12 protein-coding genes and 1 pseudogene are annotated in these 16247 nt (G+C 68.9%); 1 reads left to right on the top strand and 12 read right to left on the bottom strand.

Going from position 1 to position 16247, the window contains the following annotated elements; genetic code table 11:
* Positions 1-51 precede the first annotated feature (51 nt).
* From DY245_RS25670 to DY245_RS25645, 6 genes and pseudogenes are all read right to left on the bottom strand, one after another.
* Positions 52-1618, bottom strand: a pseudogene (locus tag DY245_RS25670) (APC family permease).
* A 249-nt stretch (positions 1619-1867) separates the two neighbouring features.
* Complete coding sequence (locus DY245_RS25665) at positions 1868-3358, bottom strand: aldehyde dehydrogenase family protein (protein ID WP_244943259.1); 1491 nt, start codon at positions 3356-3358, stop codon at positions 1868-1870.
* On the bottom strand, positions 3355-5094 hold the full coding sequence (locus DY245_RS25660) for an N-acyl-D-amino-acid deacylase family protein (RefSeq protein ID WP_128509591.1): 1740 nt from the start codon (positions 5092-5094) through the stop codon (positions 3355-3357). The genes DY245_RS25665 and DY245_RS25660 overlap by 4 nt, the downstream gene beginning before the upstream one ends.
* 154 nt (positions 5095-5248) lie before the next feature.
* A complete protein-coding gene (locus DY245_RS25655) occupies positions 5249-6373 on the bottom strand; it encodes an LLM class flavin-dependent oxidoreductase (protein ID WP_128509590.1) in 1125 nt (374 codons plus the stop codon).
* 119 nt (positions 6374-6492) lie between these two features.
* The gene (locus tag DY245_RS25650; RefSeq protein WP_128509589.1) at positions 6493-7278 is read right to left on the bottom strand and encodes an SDR family NAD(P)-dependent oxidoreductase; all 786 of its coding nucleotides are present in this window, start codon (positions 7276-7278) and stop codon (positions 6493-6495) included.
* Between the two features lie 189 nt (positions 7279-7467).
* A complete protein-coding gene (locus DY245_RS25645) occupies positions 7468-8445 on the bottom strand; it encodes an LLM class F420-dependent oxidoreductase (RefSeq protein ID WP_128509593.1) in 978 nt (325 codons plus the stop codon).
* A gap of 604 nt (positions 8446-9049) precedes the next feature.
* Between DY245_RS25645 and DY245_RS25640 the strand changes: the two genes are divergently transcribed.
* The gene (locus DY245_RS25640) at positions 9050-9358 is read left to right on the top strand and encodes a hypothetical protein (RefSeq protein WP_128509588.1); all 309 of its coding nucleotides are present in this window, start codon (positions 9050-9052) and stop codon (positions 9356-9358) included.
* 680 nt (positions 9359-10038) lie between these two features.
* On the opposite strand, the gene DY245_RS25635 is transcribed toward DY245_RS25640, so the two are convergent.
* The 6 genes from DY245_RS25635 to DY245_RS25605 form a co-directional block, all read right to left on the bottom strand.
* Complete coding sequence (locus DY245_RS25635; protein WP_128509587.1) at positions 10039-10398, bottom strand: hypothetical protein; 360 nt, start codon at positions 10396-10398, stop codon at positions 10039-10041.
* Entirely contained in the window at positions 10395-10715 is a 321-nt protein-coding gene (locus DY245_RS25630) for a hypothetical protein (protein ID WP_128509586.1), read from the bottom strand. Before DY245_RS25630 ends, DY245_RS25635 begins: the two co-directional genes overlap by 4 nt.
* 132 nt (positions 10716-10847) lie before the next feature.
* Positions 10848-12098 (bottom strand): helix-turn-helix domain-containing protein, encoded by a 1251-nt coding sequence (locus tag DY245_RS25625; RefSeq protein ID WP_128509592.1) that lies wholly within the window; start codon positions 12096-12098, stop codon positions 10848-10850.
* A gap of 318 nt (positions 12099-12416) precedes the next feature.
* Positions 12417-12872, bottom strand: a complete 456-nt coding sequence (locus DY245_RS25620) for a hypothetical protein (RefSeq protein WP_128509585.1) — start codon at positions 12870-12872, stop codon at positions 12417-12419.
* Positions 12873-13133: 261 nt separating this feature from the next.
* Positions 13134-14603: an eCIS core domain-containing protein gene (locus tag DY245_RS45355; RefSeq protein WP_220377942.1), complete on the bottom strand. Its 1470-nt coding sequence runs from the start codon at positions 14601-14603 to the stop codon at positions 13134-13136.
* A 319-nt stretch (positions 14604-14922) separates the two neighbouring features.
* On the bottom strand, positions 14923-16155 hold the full coding sequence (locus DY245_RS25605; RefSeq protein WP_342354215.1) for an amidohydrolase family protein: 1233 nt from the start codon (positions 16153-16155) through the stop codon (positions 14923-14925).
* Positions 16156-16247: the final 92 nt, after the last annotated feature.

Below are 16247 nucleotides of genomic sequence, written 5' to 3'. Positions count from 1 at the left end.
ACTCCCCACCCCTCAACCCAAAACCCTCATCCCCACCCCACCCCCACCCCCCTAGTCCTCCACCACCAACGCCGGCGTAGCCCGAGTCAGTACCTGCCCCCGGAAGAAGGACGGGCTGCGGCGCTGCATCACCAGCATGATGACCACGCCGAGGAGGAGCAGGCCGACACCGATCACGAAGACCGAGCCGACGCCGAAGACCGAACTGCCGGATCCGTAGGCCGGGTTCCACATATCGATCAGGGTCTTGAAGAAGACGGCCGCGAGCAGCGCGCCGCCCAGGGCCGGGAAGACGCCCTTGAACAGCAGGTCGCGGGCGGAATTACGCAGCTCCCGACGGAAGAACCAGGCGCAGGCGAAGGCCGTGATCGAGTAGTAGAAGCAGATCATGAGGCCCAGGGCGTAGATGGTGTCGATGAGGACGTTCTCGCTGAGGAAGCTCATCACGGCATAGAAGACGCCGGTGGCGACGCCGGCCGCGACGGTCGCCTTGCCCGGGGAGCGGAACCGCGGATGGATCTTCGCGAAGGAAGCCGGCAGCGCCTCGTACGTGCTCATCGCCAGGACCGTACGAGCCACCGGGATGAAGGTGGTCTGCAGACTGGCCGCGGCCGAGGCGAGGACCGCGACGAAGAGCAGTACGCCGAGCACGGTGCCCATGACGGGGTTGGCGAGGGCGGCGAAGACATTGTCGGCGGTGTCCGGGTTGCCGAGCCCGATGCCCTTGTGACCGACGCCGGAGAACATCTGCGAGGCGACGGCGGTGAGCAGGTAGGAGCCGATCAGCACGAGCATGGCCAACAGGGCGGCGCGGCCGGGCGTCTTCGCGCTGCCGGCGGTCTCCTCGTTGACCGTGAGGCAGGTGTCCCAGCCCCAGAACATGAAGATCGACAGCGAGAGTCCGGCCGTGAAGGCGGAGAAGGACCGGACGGCGAACGGATCGAGCCAGGTCCAGGAGAAGTGCAGGGAGCCGGCGAAGTCGCCGGACTGCGCCTTGATGACGGCCAGCACGATGAACACGGCGAGTACGGCGAGTTGCAGGCCGACCAGGGTGTACTGGACGCCCTTGGTGGCGGTCATACCGCGGTAACTGATGGCCGTGGCGGCGGCGATGAAGGCCAGGCAGGTCAGTACGTGGGCGGCCTTGTTGCCGTCGAGGCCGGCGATGGTCTGGCTGCCGGTGAGTTCGCCCGAGCAGCAGATAGAAGAACGAGGTGGCGACGCCGGCCAGGTTGGAGAGCACGATGATCGTCGCGATCACCAGCCCCCAGCCGCACATCCAGCCGACCCGCGGCCCGAAGGCCTTGACCGTCCAGGTGAAGGAGGTGCCGCAGTCCGGGACCGCCTTGTTGAGCTCGCGGTAGGCGAAGGCGACCAGCAGCATCGGCAGGAAGCCCGCGAGGAAGACGGCGGGCATCTGCACCCCGACCTCGCCGACCGTGGGTCCGAGCGTCGAGGTGAGGCAGTAGACGGGTGCGACGGTCGAAACGCCGATGACCGCGCTGCCGAGCAGCCCTACAGAGTTGCCACTGAGGCCTTTGTTGCGGGTGTCGCTGCCGGTAGCGCCGACGCTCGATACCGTGTCTCCGGTCTGGGGCCGGGGGTCAACCTGAACCATGAACAGGACGTTAAGCGCTGCTGTATCCGTATCCGGAAGATCAACCTCCGCAGCACACGCCTTCACCACCCCGGCAAAATCACCAAGTTGACCAAGCAATAGCAAGGGAAGAGCAAGCCAGACCTTTGACTCAATGGTTTCCCCTTACATCTTCCGCATTGCGAGAATCGCAGCACTGCCCCTTTTGTGCCGGTTCAAAATTTTCCCGTTGACCTTTTGAAGGTCATATCGCGGCCCCCGGCACCCGCCTCACCCCGGCCACACGATCGCCTGCAGCTCGCTGTACGCATGGAGCGCATACGAGCCCACGTCCCGCCCCACCCCGCTCTTCTTGAACCCGCCGAACGGCGCCTCCATGTTCCGCCCGACCGTGTTCACCCCGACCCCGCCGGCCCGCAGCCGCCGGGCCACCCGGAAGGCGCGGGCCACATCGCCCGACCACACGTAGTCGATCAGCCCGTAGTCGCTGTCGTTGGCGAGCGCCACGCCCTCGTCCTCCTCGTCGAAGGGCACGACCACGACGACCGGACCGAAGATCTCCTCCCGCACCACCCGCATGTCGTTGGTGCAGTCGGCCAGCAGTGTCGGCGCGACATAGAAGCCCCGCTCCCGATCCACCGGCCGTTCACCGCCCGCCACCACCCGGGCGCCCTCCTTCCGGCCCAGCTCCACATACGACTCCACCCGGTCGCGGTGCGCGGCCGAGATCACCGGCCCGACCACCGTGCCCGGCGCGCGCGGATCGCCGACCTTCAGATGGCCGATGTACCGGGCGAGCCGCTCCACCAGCGCCTCGTACACGCCCCGCTGCACGAGCACCCGGGTCGGCGCGGTGCAGATCTGCCCGCTGTAGAAGGCATACGTCGTGCCGATGCCGGCCACCGCCGAATCCAGGTCGGCGTCATCGAAGACCACCGCTGCGCCCTTGCCGCCCAGCTCCATGAGCTGGCGTTTCATGCCACGGCCGCACACTTCGGCGATGCGCTGCCCGACGGCCGTGGAGCCGGTGAAGCTCACCATGTCGACGTCGGGTGAGTCGACGGCCGCCGCGCCGACTTCCACGGATGCCCCACTGACCACATTCACCACACCTGCCGGCGCCCCCGCCTCCTCCAGCGCCGCCGCCATCCGGTACACCGACAGCGGATCCTGCGGGGCGGGCTTCACCACGACGGTGTTGCCCATGGCCAGGGCCGGCGCCACCTTGCCCGCCGGGTTCGCCCAGGGGTTGTTGTACGAGGTGATGCAGGTGACGACCCCGACCGGCTGGCGTACGGCCAGCGCCCCCAGCACGCCCGCCCTGCCCATCGGCCCGGCTTCGTTGATCTGCGGCGGCAGCCCCTGCTCGACGGGTTCCAGGGCCCCCTTGGCATACCGCCGGAAGCGCGCCACCCCCACCGCGACCTGCATCCCGCGCGCCGTCCCGGTCGTCGCCCCGCTCTCCGCCTGCGCCAGCTCGGCGTTCGCCACGAAGTCGCGCTGCATCAGCTCCGCGGCCCGGTCGAGGATCGCGGCGCGCCGCTCCGGCTTCGTACGGGACCAGGCCGCGAAGGCCTCCCGCGCCGCCGACGCCGCCTCGTACACCTGCTGCCGGCTCGCCTCGGGCGCGAGCCCGACGACCGACTCCGCAGCCGGGTCGACGACCTCGTAGTGGCCGCCGTCCGGCTCGACCCACTCGCCACCGATGAACAGCTTCCCCGGCTCCCCCGGCTTCCCCACCACCGCCGTCACCGCCGTCACCGGGTGCTCACCGTCCTCGTGTCCCGCCCGGAGCGCAGCACCTTCCCCGGCACGGACCCGCTCACCACATCGCCCCGGATGGCCTCCACGCCGTTGACCCACACCACGTTGATCCCGATCGCCCGGGAATCCAGCCGCGGGCTGTCACCGGGCAGATCGTGCACAAGGGTGGCCTTGCCCGCATCGATCCGCTCCGGATCGAAGAGCACCAGATCCGCGTGCCAGCCCTCCGCGATACGCCCCCGCTCCCGCAGGCCGAAGAGCTGCGCCGGGTCGTCGGTCAGCATCTTCACCGCCTGCTCCAGCCCGACCAGCTTGCGGCCGCGCAGACAGTCGCCGAGGAAGCGTGTGGTGTACGGCGCGCCGCACATCCGGTCCAGATGCGCGCCCGCGTCCGAGCCGCCCAGCATCACGTCCTCGTGCTGCCAGGTCTCGGCGCGCAGGGCCCAGGAGTCCGGGTCGTTGTCGGTGGGCATGGGCCAAAGGACCGTCCGCAGGCGGTCGTTGGCGCAGATCTCGACCAGGCACTCGAAGGGTTCCTGACCGCGTTCGGCCGCGATGTCCCGCACCACCCGCCCCGTCAGGCCCTTGTTCGCGTCCGAGTAGGTGTCGCCGATGACATAGCGGCCGAAGTGGGCGAGCCGCCGGAAGACGCCCGCCTCCTTGCTGTTTGCACGTCGCAGCATCTCGGCCCGTACGTCCGGGTCGCGAAGCCTGGCGATCCGCTCGTCGACCGGGAGGCCGAGGACCTCGCCCCAGCCGGGGATGAGATTCAGGGCGCAGAAGGTACCCAGGGACATGTTCATGGGGGTGAGGATCGGCATCGTCAGCGCCACGATGCGGCCGCCCGCCTTCCGGGCCCGCTCGCTCGGGATCAGCTGGCGCGGCACCCGCTCGGGAACGGCGGCATCGATCGTCAGCACATTCCAGTTCAGCGGGCGCCCGGCCGCCGCGCTCATCTCCACGAACAGATCGATCTCGTCGTCGCTGAACTGGTCCAGACACCCGGCCACGATCGCCTCGATCTGGGTGCCCTCGTGCTCGCCCACGGCCCGGGACAGGGCGAGCAGCTCCGCCGGCCGGGCGTGCCGCGAGGCGACCGGCTTCCCGTCGCCGTCGGAGTGGGTGGACGACTGGGTGGTGGACAGGCCCCACGCCCCGGCCGCCATCGCCTCGTGGAAGAGGTCGAGCATCTGCGCCAGCTGCCGCTCGCTGGGCTGTCCGCCGACCGCGTCGGCGCCCATGACGTACCGGCGCAGCGCACAATGCCCCACCATGAAGCCCGCGTTGACGGCGATCCGCCCTTCGAGGGCGTCCAGATATTCGCCGAACGAACTCCACGACCAGGGCGCGCCCTCCTCCAGCGCCACCAGGGACATGCCCTCGACCTTGGACATCATCCGGCGGGTGTAGTCGGCGTCCTCGGGCCGCTCGGGGTGGAGCGGGGCCAGGGTGAAGCCGCAGTTGCCGCCCGCGACGGTCGTCACGCCGTGGTTGAGCGACGGGGTCGCGTACGGGTCCCAGAAGAGCTGGGCGTCGTAGTGGGTGTGCGGGTCGACGAAGCCGGGGGCGAGGACCAGCCCGGTCGCGTCCTCACTCGCCCTCGCCTCCTCGGTGACGGTGCCGGGCGGGGCGACGACCGCGATACGTCCGTCGCGGATGCCGACATCGGCGGTGTACGAGGGCGCGCCCGTCCCGTCCACTACGGTCGCGCCCTTGATCAGGTGGTCGAGCATGGGCGGAGCGCCCCCTTCCCTTCGGCGGAACTCTGCGGAACTCTGCGGGACCCGGCGGAACCCGCGGGACCTGGCGAAACTCTGTGAACCCCGCTGGTACTCGTCCGATCGCTCGTCGATCGCTCGTCCGATCGCTCGGCGGAACCCGGCGGAATCAGCTGCCCGCCGCCTGCCGGAACCGGGTCGTCCGGTGCACCGGATCTGTGTCGATCTTCGGGATCACGTGCTCACCGATGAGCTTGATGGTGTTCATGGTGTCCTCGTACGACACCCCGATCGGCAGCCCGAAGCTCAGCTGATCGGCGCCGGCCTGCTCCCAGCGCTTGCACTGCCGGAGCACCTCGTCCGGGTCGCCGCAGATCATCAGCTCCTCGGCGATCAGCAGCTCGATGATCTCGGTGGTGTAGTCGGGCAGCAGCTCGGGCCACTCGGGGATGCCTTCGGGCCGCGGGAAGGTGTCGTGGTAGCGGAACACCAGCGACTGAAGGTAGTTGAGCCCCCCGTTGACGGCGATCTCCACGGCCTTGTCATGCGTCTCGGCACAGATCGCCGTCGACGTCACCATCACGTTGTCGTTGACGAAGTCGCCGACGGGCTCGGCGTCCCGGATCGCCGTCTTGTACTGCTCCAGCACCCACTCCATGTCGGAGACCTTCTGGACGCTGAAGCCGAGGACGCCCAGGCCCTTCTTCGCCGCCATGGCGTAGGAGGACGGCGATCCGGCCGCGTACCACATCGCCGGGTGCGAGGCCCCGTACGGCTTGGGGAAGATCTTGCGCGGCGGCAGCTGCCAGTGCTTGCCCTGGAACCCGACGTACTCCTCCTGGAGCCACATCTTCGGGAACTCGGCGATGGTCTCTTCCCAGATCTCCTTGGTGTGGTTCATATCGGTGATGCCGGGCAGAAAGCCGAGGATCTCGTGGGATCCGGCCCCGCGCCCGCTGCCGAACTCGAAGCGGCCCTCGGAGAGATGGTCGAGCATGGCGACCTTCTCGGCGACCTTCACCGGGTGGTTGACCTGGGCGAGCGGGTTGAAGATGCCGGATCCCAGGTGGATCCGCTCGGTGGCGTGGGCGAGGTAGCCCAGGAAGACGTCGTTGGCGGAGAGGTGGGAGTACTCCTCCAGGAAGTGGTGCTCGGACGCCCAGGCGTACTTGAAGCCGGAGGTGTCCGCCTGGATGACGTACTCGGTCTCCTCCATCAGCGCCTTGTGCTCCGCGAGCGGGTCGGTCTCGGCCCGCTTGCCCACGTATCCCTGTACAAAGAGCCCGAATTCCATGGAGGTTCACCGTCCCTCTGCATTTTCTGACGTACCGTCAGATTCGATGTGCCGACTGTTCCATCGCACGCCAGGAGCGTCAAGAGCCCTCACCAGGCGAACTGACGCACCGTCACACCTCAGAAGATGCTGACCCCGGCCAGCCATCCGCCGTCGACGACGAACGGCTGCCCCGTGATGTACGACGAGTCCTCGCAGGACAGGAAGAGCGCCAGCTTGGCGACCTCTTCCGGACGCCCGATCCGCCCCAGCGGTACGAGCTTCCTGTACAGCTCGTCGAGGGCCTGCGCGGCCTCCTCGCCGTCCGCCTCCGGGTCGAGCTGGGCCGGGTTGCTCATGGCGGTGTCGATGGCGCCCGGGCACACGGCGTTCACCCGGATCTTCTTGGCCGCGAGTTCGAGTGCGGCGACCCTGGTCAGACCCACGATCGCGTGCTTGGTGGCGGTGTACGCGCCGACGTAGGCCATGCCCGTGACGCCCGTGTACGAGGCGGTGTTCACGATGGTGCCGCCCCCGGCGGCCTCGATCTCGGGCGCGACGGTCTTGATGCCGAGGAAGGCGCCGACCTGATTGACCTGGATGATCTGCAAGAACTCGTCGAGCGGAGTGCTGGTCAGCTCGTTGAAGCGCAGGATGCCGGCGTTGTTGACCAGACCGTCGATCTTCCCGAAGGCCTGCTTGGCAGCGGCGACGGCGGCGCTCCAGTCGCCCTCCTGGCGCACGTCCAGGTGGACATAGGCGGCCCGCCCCTCCCCTATCTCCTTGGCGAGCGCCTCCCCCTGGTCGTCGAGGACGTCGGCGAGCACCACCTTCGCCCCCTCGGCGGCGAAGAGCCGCGCCTCCTGTTCGCCCTGTCCGCGCGCCGCACCGGTGATGAGGACGACACGCCCGTCCAGCTTGCCCATGAAAGCCTCCTTGGCTGTTCGGTTCGGGTGCGGATGCTTGGCTCAGGTGCGCCCGCTCGGTTCAGGTGCGGATGCTCGACCCAGGTGCGGCCGCTCGCTTCACGTACGGCCGCTCGCTTCACGTATGGCCGCTCGGCTCAGGTCCGGATGCTCGCTTCACATACGGCCGCTCGCTTCAGGTCCGGATGCTCAGTTCAGGTGCGGCGCGACATCGGCGGCGAACGCCGCCATCTGATCGACCAACTCGCTGCGGCTGCGGCTGCGGAACCGCACCTGGATCTGGTGCACGCCCATCGCGCCGTACTCCCGCAGCGAGTCCGCGATCCGCTCCGGCGCCCCGGACAGGGTCCGCCGGCCGACCGCCCATCCCGGATCGCCGACGTACAGCGGCTCGGCGATGGTGCCGATCGCGGCCGGTTCCCCGACCCCGGCCGCCTCCCGCAGCCGCCGCAGCTTGGCGATCTGCGCGGGCAGCTGCTCGCGCCGGTCGCCCTGCGGCAGCCAGCCGTCACCGCGCTCCGCGGCCCGGCGTACGGCGGCGGGCGAGGAGCCGCCCACCCAGATCGGCGGCCGCGGCGTCTGCACGGGCCGCGGCGCCTGCCCCAGCCCCTCGAACGCGAATCGCTCCCCCGCGAACTTCGGGAACTCCTCCGGGCCGAGCGCCGCCTTCAGCGCATCGACCGTCTCGTCCAGCACCGCCCCACGCCGCGCGAAGTCCACGCCCAGCGCCTCGAACTCCTCCGCCACATGCCCCGCACCGACCCCGAGGATCAGCCGCCCGCCGGAGAGCCGGTCCAGCGTCGCGTACTGCTTGGCCGTGATCAGCGGGTGCCTGAACCCGACCACCGCGACATGGCTCAGCAGCCGGACCCGCTCGGTGACCGCGGCCAGATGCGCGAGGGTGGCGACCGGGTCGTACCAGACCGTGCTCATCGCCTCGGCCAGTCGCCGCGGGATCGCGATGTGCTCACAGCAGGCGATATACGCGAATCCGTACCGGTCGGCGGCCCGCGCGAGCTCGACGAGATCGGCGGGTCCCGCCGCGGCCTCCCAGCTCTCCGCGTAGAGGGTGCTCTGCGACTGCACCGGAAGCTGCATACCGTACGCCAGGCGCCCGCCCTCGGGCCGCCATACACCGCCACCGCCCACGCTGTCCGTGCCGTCCATGCCGTCCGTGCCGTCCGTTCCGTCCACGCGTGCCCTCCAGCCATATCTGACGGATCGTCATATAGCTTGCGCGAGACATCGTCGTGCCTCACGCATCATCAGGCAAGGGCCGGAACGCGCAACGCATCAGAATGACCAGCCACGACTGGAGGGGGCCGCGGCCGGGGCAGGGAGGCACCACCTCACGGCATGGAAAACCATCGACCGCACGAAACGACAACCTTCCCAAATTAGAAGATCCTTTTAGAAAAGCGCTTCGCAACTTTGGCCGTTCGGGGCACACTTGAGATGCGACGCACAAAGGCTCGGCGAGTGCGCCGAACCCCTGCGCGCACCTGGCGGACGTCGGTGACCAGGAAGGCGTCACCTTCGGGCGCAGCGCCGTGCGCAATCGCCGCTACGGAAATGACTTGGCGCGAAGCAGGCCCAAGGAGGAGCTTTGAAGAGGCTGAGCGCACATCCCACCCAGACAACCCCGTTCAACGGCATCATGCCGGACAAGGAGTCCCCGGCCTCCACAGGGCGGTCGGGGCCCGGATGGAGCTGGATGGCGGTCCACGCGCCATGGTCGTCCTCGGGACCCTCCGGACGGTTCCGGTGGGCGGTGTTCAACGAGCCGCACTCGGCCCGCGCCGACCTTCAACAGCTCCTGGATGAAGACGACGTCGTCGCAGATCAGCGCAGGGCGGCTGCGGCGCTGCGGAACAGTGGCGTCGAGGACGCCGAGCAACTGGTGCTGGTCTGCAACTCCTGGGCGCTCGCGATGCACAGGGTTGGGCCGGGCGAGAGCGGGCCGCTGGCCGGCACCCGGTTCTACAACGAGTGGGTGGCGATGATGCAGAACAACGTGGGCACCCGACTGGAAATCCATGGCGCTGTAATGGAGGGCCAGCCGATGATTATGTGGCCATGACCGGCCTCTTCGCACTCGGTTCTGTCTCTCCGGTCACAATCGGAGAGACACAACCCAGCGACATGAGTCAGAGATCTATTGACAGCAGGCGGCGAGTGCGCGACCGTCCCGGCTCTATCCGAACAGGCCTCGCTTTATCTTGACTCGATAGAGGAGCTCAGGCGGGTAAATTCCAGGGTGGCGCTTTTCGTAGTGCTCTTGCATCTCGTCGAGACTCTGCGACTGACTCCGCCGGGAGGTGCGGAACCTGCACTCCCCACAGAAGTACTGATAACCCTTGATCCTCACCAGAAGCCTCCTCTTTGAGCGCAGCTGGAACGGGGGCGGCCCCGCCTTCCCGGTCACGACACCTACCCGTGGGGCCGGAACCCCGAAGCGCCGCAGTCACACGACCCTCCCCAGGGCGGGATACAGATGCACGCAGGGGTCCAGCACCTCGCCAAGCCCTTGAGCGGCACCAGCCAAGTGTGCCCCGATGGACAGCAATTATGGAATCTTTTTCTAGAAAAATCTTCGAATCTGGAATGCTGTCCGCCGTTTCCTCAGGAGCGCCGTCACCCCACGGGCACGACACCACGGGGCTACGCCCGCCGGCCGGACCACCCACGCCCGCCCACCCGCCGCACAGCAACCGCAAGAATCGCGCCTACCGGCGCCTCCTCGTCCGTACTGGTGGGAAGTTACTTGGCACCCGGCCGCCCGCCCTCTCCTCGCTCGGCCTCATAGCCATCGCACTCCGACTCCAACTCCGACTCCGACAGGCGCGTGCGCCTGCTCTCCGCGAGGCGGCATACGTCTCTGAGCGCCGCACTCAACTGGCAGCCAAGAAAGCGGAGTTCCTGCTCCGGCACCTTGCTGTCCCCGAGCATGCCGGCCGCGTGATCGAGCAGCCCGTACGCCATGTCGAGCTGTACGGCTTCGATGCGGTCCGCGACACGGGAGAGCCCGCCCTCCCCCTTGCCGTCGCTCACGAGGAAGCAGGTCTTCCCGTCGGGGCTCACCCACGGCAGCAGCCGGGTGACCGCCTGCGGCTCGCTCATCGCGCGGCCACCTCCGCCCCATGTGCCGACCAGCGGCCGAGGCCCACGCCCTGCGCGTCCGACCGTCGGGCGTACCGACAGGCGCAGTGGAGCCGATCCTCCTGCCGCCGTTCGTACGCCACCAGATACGGGCGCACCATGACGCTGTCCTCGCCCCGCACCATCTGTACGCGCACCAGCCGCGACCGCACAGGCGGCCGATCCGTACGCGGCTGCATGGACACGTACGGGTACATGCCCTCCGAGCGATGACGTCCCGGTGCGGGCAGTAACAGCCGCAACAGCGGCTCGAAGATACGGGCGATACAGTGCGGCATGTCGACGCTCCTACGAGGCGTTGGCCATGCCTCCGGGCCGTTCGCGCGGTCGCGGGGGTCTTCGGTAGTCGTGCGATGACTGACCGTATGGCCCCAGGGCAAGGAGAGGGGGCACACTTTGTGCCCCCTTGCTCAGGCCGCCAATACGCCGATCTTCACGGCAAGTTCACTCGCCCTCCGCCGCTGCGCAGGGCTCTTCGACTCCGCCTCTTCCAAGACGATGCGCCGTGCGTAGCCGTTGTAGCGGATGGTCTCCGGTGCGGCCTCGTACGCCTTGTCGAGAGCCGCGAGAGCCGCCTCCGCTTGACCATCGAGTTGATAGCCACGCGCCTCCTCGATGCGGTGCCGCGCACGCCGGGGCCGGGAGGGGATCGTCATAGCATCCGCGGCCGACGCCTGCCGTACGCTCTCCGCGCCCGCGTGCAGCTCGACCGCGACCGTGACCGCGTGTGCCCCCATGACGGCCTGGGAGAACGAGGTCACGGGGTGGTAGTAGTCGGCCGGCAGCCGTTCTGCGATGGCGTGGGCCTTGTCCCAGTAACGCCATGCAGTTCCCGTCTCCCCCCGGCGGGCTGCGGTGTATCCGGCCTCGAACTGCAGCGCACCGGCGATAGCGAGCACGTCATTACTCGCATCCGGCAGGAGTGCATCCAGGTAGCGGAGGGTCTCCAGGTTCACCGCGTCGGCTGCGTCGAAATGGGCCGGCCCGCTGTCGCGGTGCGCCTGTGTCGCCAGCCACGCGGACACGCCGATGGTGTGCGGATCCTCCGATTCCTGCGCAGAGATCATCGCGCGCTCGACGACCCGCCACAGCAACGAGGCATCCGGCTGGTACGCGAGGAAGAACTGGCTCAGGCTGTACGCCCCGGAGAGCAGACCTTGTGCCACCCGCCGCTCGCGCGCCGAGTCGGCTTGCAGCACGGCAAGCTGCGCATCCTGGATGAGCGCCGGCAGAAGACCCCCGATGATGTCGCGGTGGTTCGGCGCGGAGTGCCGGGCGCTCCAGGCCCGGGTCAGCCGTTCACGAAGGTGCACCGGGGACGGCGCCGCTCGCTGCGTGGTCAACGGGAATGCATCGATCGCAGTACGTACTTGAGGCAGACGCACATGACCTGGTCCCTCGAACAGGCCGATCGACGTCGACTGATCACCGGTCAGCTCGGACAGGTCCCGAACCCTGAGAGCCTCCCCGATACGGAGGACCACAGGCAGCCTGGGCATCTGCAGACGCCCGGCCTCGATCTGCTTCACCCAGCTCGGCGACTTGCCCAGCAGACCGGCCAGGACGTTGCGGCTCATCCCTCTGCGGGTCCGGAGGATCTGCATGCGCTGACCGAAGACCACCGGCTCGGCGTACGGGTCCGGCGTAGCATCTGAAGACACGGCCTGCCCCTCTCTGTACAGCTCGTCACTGTCAGCGTACGGGGCGGGGCCGTTCGTGTTGATCCCCTGTGGAAAACCTGCCTTGATGGCGCCGGCGCCCTGCGTCGCCGGAACCGACACCGCGAATTCCCGGCGTCGGCCGAAGTGGTGGGAATGGCCCATGCCCTGGGCATGGGATCAATCCGGCGCCGACGGTAGCGCGAAGCCTGGATACCCCCACTCCCCTCGGGTGAGTGATGGGGGGTGGGGGTGGGTGACCGTCCGCGACCACGGAACGGATCCACGCGAACGACATCCGCGTGGATCCGTCGGCGGGACTCAGTCAAGGTCCTCCGAATAGTCGGTCGTGGCGCAGCCTTCGACCTCGCCGTCCTCGACCGTGCTGCCCGACGGCGCCTTGAAGTCCGGGGTGCAATTAAGGAACAGCAGCCCGGCATTGAGGAGTTCGCGCCGCTGATCGTCGCTGCCGGGGTCGACGGCGAAGTCGTCGCCGATCATGAGGTCGTCCTGTTCGTCCTCGTCCGCCTTGACGGCGGTCTGGAACGCCTCCATGTCCTCGATGGTGAGGAAGTCGGCGTCACCGTCGCCGCGCGCCGGTTCGTCGCACTCGCCGCCGCCGTTGATGCCCCGCATCCCCATGGCCTGCGCCTGCTGCACCTCGCGGGGCGAGGCGAAGTCGATGCGCTCGCAGCCGAGCGTCCCCGTGAGGAAGTTCCCGGCTTCCTGGGGCGAACCCGCGGAGGGCAGGCCGCCGCAAGCGGAAACCGATGCCAAGGCGAACAGGGTTCCGACGATGGCAAGTGTTCGGTGGTGACGCATGACTTCCTTTGCAGATGTGGCTTCGAGCCGAACGCGCCGACCGGATGCGGCGGTGCGCTCGGCTGCGAGGGTGAAGAAAGCCATCTGCTCTCCCCCGTTCCCCCGTCATGAGCATTGACCTGCACATGATAAGCGGGCGCTGTCAGGGGAGGCGCGGCCACTCGACCTGCCTGTCCGGCCGTCGTCGGCTCGGGGGAGAGGTCTCGTAGCGAGGGCTCAGGGGATGGTGAGCGGCTGGGTCTTGTCCCCGACCGCGGGCGCGGGCCGGTCGGGGTGGACCGCGACCAGCCGGGCGCCGCCTTGCGCATAGGTGCTCTCCCGGCCGTAGAACCGGTAGCCGGACTCGATGAGCTGGAGGATCTCGTGCCCCAGCATCGCCTGGGGGCCGCCGTCGTCGGCCGATTTGCCGCTGTCCCAGAGCGGGCTGTCGCCCAGGTTCTCGATCTCCTGCCAGAAGTTGCCCGCGTGGAGCTGCCCGCCGATCAGCATGCCTTCGATCTGCGAACCGAGGCTGGTGACGATCTTGAACACGGCGCGCTCCGCGATGCCTCCGTCCATGAAGGCGAAGTTGACGGGAACGGACCACTTGGCGGTGTTCAGCCGACGGCCCATCCGTGCGCTTTCGGGCAGCCGGTCCCCGACCTGGGGCTTGCCCTGCTGGTACGTGGCCCACGGGCCGGTGTCGCCCGTGCGGCCAAGGACCAGCTTGCGCTTCGCGTCGAGCGCCGCCGTCCGGGTGTTCGCCACCGTCTCCGACGAGGTGCTGGTCAGGTCGGCGCGGATTGTCGCCTCCAAGGCGGCCACCAGATCCGCCTTGCCGCGCCCCTGGGGCGGGCCCACCCGGTTCTCAAGATTCTCGAACGAGTCGTTGAGGTCCGCGTTGTTCGTGAGCCATTTGACGTTCCCGCGGTTCACCTGCCAGGTGCCGTAGTCGGCGATGTACGCGTCGACGCTGCTCTCCGCCTGGGCGACCAGCCTCCGAACCTCGTCGTCGATCTTGGCCGGGTGGTGCATGCGCTGGACGTCGCCGGTCCCCCCGGAGGTCTGCGCGGCCTGAGCGGGCGGGTCCCCGGCAGCGGGGGCGGCGGTCGCCGGGCGGCTCATCACCCGGCGGGCGGTGGCCTCCGCCTCGCGCTCGAACCGGTCCGACGGATCGCTGACGCGCAGTCCGTCGCCCCGGTCGGTCCCGGCCACCGGTCCCGAGCGTTGCTGGAGGACATGGGTCAGTTCATGGGCGAGGGTGTGCCGGTCGACGCCGGAGGGCCCGGCGACGATGTGGCTGCCGGAGGTGTAGGCCGCGGCGCCGAGTTCGGCGGCTGAGGCCCGGGCGGCGGCGTCGGTATGGAGGCGCACATCGGAGAAGTCGGCCCCGAAGCGCGCCTCCATGTCGGCGCGGCTGCGGTCGTCGAGCGGCTGGCCGCCGCTGCGCAGGACGCCGTGCACGGCGGAGCGCTGCGCCGTAGGCTGCCGCTCCTCCCCGTGGCCGCAGCCGGGGCCGCGCCGGTGCCGGTCCTGGGCGGCACCGGAGGCGCAGGCCCGGCGCACCATCTGGACCACGGCGGCGTTCCCGGCCGAGCGCTGGAGGGCGAGCAGGGCCTCGGCGGGCGCCCCCGCCCGGGCCGGGGAGGTGCGGTCCGCCGAGGTGTCCCGGCTCTTCGGCGCTCGGCTGCTCTCTCGGTCGTACATGGAGGTTCCTTCCGGAGCCGGTCCTCTGCCCTCCCGGTATACCCGAGCGCGGTGACGCCCCGCCAGGTGGCAGAGTGTCCGTCCCCCTGGGCCGGACACTCTGCCCGGACGTCCCCCTCGCGATGCCCACCCCGGTACCCCGCCCCGGGATCCCGCGTCGTCCGGGCCGCGCGCTACGCGCCGTGCACGCCCAGCAGGGCCCGGCAGGTCGGCTGGTAGGCAGGTCGGCTGGGGCGGAGCAACTCCTCGTGGGTGCCGGACGCCTCCACCTTCCCGCCGTCGAGCACCACGATCTCGCCATAAAGCGGTGAGGTCGGCCCTACGCCCCCGGCGCCGACGGCCCCCAGAGCCCCTCCCCCGTCAGCCCCAGCAGTTCGATCGCGTTCCCCCGGACGATGCGCTCCACGACGTCCGGTGGCAGGTGGCCCATCTGCGCCTCGCCGACCTCTCTCGACTTCGGCCATGTCGAGTCGGAGTGCGGGTAGTCGGTCTCGTACAGCACATTGCCGACGCCGATCGCGTCCAGGTTCTTCAGGCCGAAGGCGTCGTCGAAGAAGCAGCCGTAGACGTGCTCGGTGAAGAGTTCGGACGGTGGGCGCAGGACCTTGTCGGCGACGCCGCCCCAGGCGCGGTTCTCCTCCCAGACGACGTTTGCGCGCTCCAGGATGTACGGGATCCAGCCGATCTGGCCCTCGGCGTACATGATCTTCAGGTCGGGGAAACGGTCGAACTTGCCGCTCATCAGCCAGTCGACCATCGAGAAGCAGCAGTTGGCGAACGTGATCGTGGAGCCGACGGCGGGCGGGGCATCGGCGGAGGTTGACGGCATCTTCGACGAGGAGCCGATATGCATGGCGATGACCGTGCCGGTCTCGTCGCAGGCACGCAGGAACGGGTCCCAGTGATCGGTGTGGATGCTGGGCAGCCCCAGGTGCGGAGGGATCTCGCTGAAGCAGACCGCCCGTACGCCGCGAGCCGCGTTGCGCCGCACCTCGGTGGCGGCGAGCTCCGCGTCCCAGAGGGGGACGAGGGTGAGCGGGATCAGCCGGCCGCGCGCCTGCGGGCCGCACCACTCCTCCACCATCCAGTCGTTGTACGCCCGCACGCCCAGCAGGCCCAGTTCGCGGTCCTTGGCCTCGGTGAAAGTTTGGCCACAGAAGCGGGGGAAGGTGGGGAAACAGAGGGCGGACTGGACGTGGTTGACGTCCATGTCGGCGAGGCGTTCGGGGACGCTGAAGGAGCCGGGGCGCATCTGCTCGTAGGTGATGCCTTCGAGTTTGATCTCGTCTCGGGAGTAGCCGACGGCGGTGTCGAGGCGGGTCAGCGGCCGGTGCAGGTCCTCGTAGACCCACCAGTCGGCTATCGGTCCGTCATCGCCCGTCGCGCCCATTTTCGGGGCGAACCTGCCGCCCACGAAGGTCATTTCCTTCAGGGGTGCGCGGACGATGCGCGGGCCGATGTCGTGGTACTTCGACGGGAGCCGGTCCCGCCAGACGTTGGGGGGCTCCACCGTGTGGTCGTCCACCGAGATGATCCTGGGGAAGGTCTCCATGCCGGACACGGTAGCGCCGATCTGACGATCCGTCAGTAACGTGGAGGGCAATGCCGCAACAGGGGGCGCACGGAAGCTCAGCCTCCGCGCCC

Origin of the sequence: Streptomyces inhibens (genome assembly GCF_003389455.1) — a bacterium.
GTDB lineage: Bacteria > Actinomycetota > Actinomycetes > Streptomycetales > Streptomycetaceae > Streptomyces > Streptomyces inhibens.
This window is presented reverse-complemented; position numbering and strand designations above follow the sequence as displayed.

Coding starts and splice junctions, on each gene's coding strand:
- DY245_RS25660 (WP_128509591.1), bottom strand. CDS start 5,094: ATGCTCGACCACCTGATCAAGGGCGCGACCGTAGTGGACGGGACGGGC.
- DY245_RS25655 (WP_128509590.1), bottom strand. CDS start 6,373: ATGGAATTCGGGCTCTTTGTACAGGGATACGTGGGCAAGCGGGCCGAG.
- DY245_RS25650 (WP_128509589.1), bottom strand. CDS start 7,278: ATGGGCAAGCTGGACGGGCGTGTCGTCCTCATCACCGGTGCGGCGCGC.
- DY245_RS25645 (WP_128509593.1), bottom strand. CDS start 8,445: ATGGACGGCACGGACAGCGTGGGCGGTGGCGGTGTATGGCGGCCCGAG.
- DY245_RS25635 (WP_128509587.1), bottom strand. CDS start 10,398: ATGAGCGAGCCGCAGGCGGTCACCCGGCTGCTGCCGTGGGTGAGCCCC.
- DY245_RS25630 (WP_128509586.1), bottom strand. CDS start 10,715: ATGCCGCACTGTATCGCCCGTATCTTCGAGCCGCTGTTGCGGCTGTTA.
- DY245_RS45355 (WP_220377942.1), bottom strand. CDS start 14,603: ATGTACGACCGAGAGAGCAGCCGAGCGCCGAAGAGCCGGGACACCTCG.
- DY245_RS25605 (WP_342354215.1), bottom strand. CDS start 16,155: ATGGAGACCTTCCCCAGGATCATCTCGGTGGACGACCACACGGTGGAG.